Genomic DNA, 1,041 nt, shown 5'->3' with positions numbered 1-1,041 from the left:
TGAACATCAGCGGTCTGGGCGCGGTCGGCTTGGCTCAGTACGGGCCCGATGGAGCAATCAACCCAGCCGTGATCCCGGGCAATCTTCTGACCGACGTTGAGTACAACGGGTCATTGATGATTGTCTTGGACCCCGTCTCGTCTGGGTATGTTGGTCTCCTTCCCGTGTCGGCGTCCGTAGCATCCAATGCGCTGACCTGCACGCTGTCGCCTACTGCGCGGGCATTCCGCTCTGGAACCCTGAGCAGCGGTGCGGTAACGCCGTTATCGACCGGAATTCTTTCTATCACAGTGCCCTCTGGCGCGACGCTGGGCACTGTGGGCGGCACGCAGGCCATGCTGGCGTTGCTGGTGGCCTATAACGGCGGCACGCCCGTCCTGTGCATTGCGAACGTTGCCGGCGGCTTGGATCTGTCCGAAACGAACCTGATCAGTCCCACGACGATCAGCAGCAGCTCGAACTCGGCGAGCACGATCTACTCGGCATCGGCGGTCTCGGCAAACTCGCCGTATCGCGTTGTCGGCTACGTCAACATCACTGAGTTGACGGCTGGCGCGTGGTCCAGTGGGCCATCTCTGGTGCAGGGCCAGGGTGGCGAAGCCTTCGCTGCGATGCAGTCGATCGGTTTCGGGCAAACCAGGCAAAACGTGACGGGTTCGAGAAGCGCTAGCACTACCTACTACAACACAACCTCGCGCCCTATCGTGGTAAGCATTGCCGCTGCATCCACGGCAAACTCGAACTACGCGCTCACAGTGAACGGTGTTACTGCGTTCTCCACCGGGCAAAACAACACGTCAACCCTTACTGGAGTATCTGCCATAGTCCCTCCAGGTGGGTCGTATTCATTCGCGATCAGCGCTGGCACGCCGACCATCAACAACTGGTCGGAACTTCGTTAAAGGAAGACGTAATGCCATTTTTCAAAGACGCACAAGGTGCCCTGCATTATCTGAGCAGCACGGATGTCACAAACGCGGCGGGAAGCGGCTTGCCATTGCCGGCCCCCGATTGGGCGGCAATCACCGACGATGAGGCTGC

1 protein-coding gene is annotated in these 1,041 nt (G+C 59.7%); it reads left to right on the top strand.

Going from position 1 to position 1,041, the window contains the following annotated elements; genetic code table 11:
• The coding region (locus RVY79_RS16630) for a hypothetical protein (protein WP_317465585.1) at positions 1–902 on the top strand (902 nt) is incomplete at its 5' end.
• Between the last annotated feature and the right edge of the window lie 139 nt (positions 903–1,041).

The sequence above is a fragment of the Chromohalobacter sp. HP20-39 genome (genome assembly GCF_033052815.1).
In the GTDB taxonomy this organism is placed as follows: domain Bacteria; phylum Pseudomonadota; class Gammaproteobacteria; order Pseudomonadales; family Halomonadaceae; genus Chromohalobacter.
Note: the sequence above shows the minus strand (reverse complement) of the source record. Positions and strands in the feature narration are given on the sequence as shown.